General features: G+C 51.4%; 1 tRNA gene and 1 rRNA gene. Both read right to left on the bottom strand.

Annotated elements, in window-relative coordinates:
• Window positions 1–40: 40 nt before the first annotated feature.
• Window positions 41–113: transfer RNA gene (locus DDE80_RS14990), tRNA-Val, on the bottom strand.
• Between the two features lie 5 nt (window positions 114–118).
• A 5S ribosomal RNA gene (gene rrf / locus DDE80_RS14985) occupies window positions 119–233 on the bottom strand.
• Between the last annotated feature and the right edge of the window lie 10 nt (window positions 234–243).

Here is a 243-nt window from a genome sequence, read left to right as displayed (position 1 = left end):
AAGTCAGTTGCTCTACCAACTGAGCTACACCGGCATAATATGGAGAATGACGGGCTCGAACCGCCGACCCTCTGCTTGTAAGGCAGATGCTCTCCCAGCTGAGCTAATTCTCCACGTTGCCTAGCGATGTTCTACTCTCGCAGGGGCTAACCCCAACTACCATCGACGCTAAAGAGCTTAACTTCCGTGTTCGGTATGGGAACGGGTGTGACCTCTTTGCCATTATCACTAGACCTTTTGAGT

Origin of the sequence: Metalysinibacillus jejuensis, assembly GCF_003057615.1 — a bacterium.
Classification (GTDB): Bacteria; Bacillota; Bacilli; order Bacillales_A; family Planococcaceae; genus Metalysinibacillus; species Metalysinibacillus jejuensis.
The sequence above is the reverse complement of the archived record's forward strand: the minus strand, read 5'-3'. Positions and strand labels throughout refer to the sequence as shown.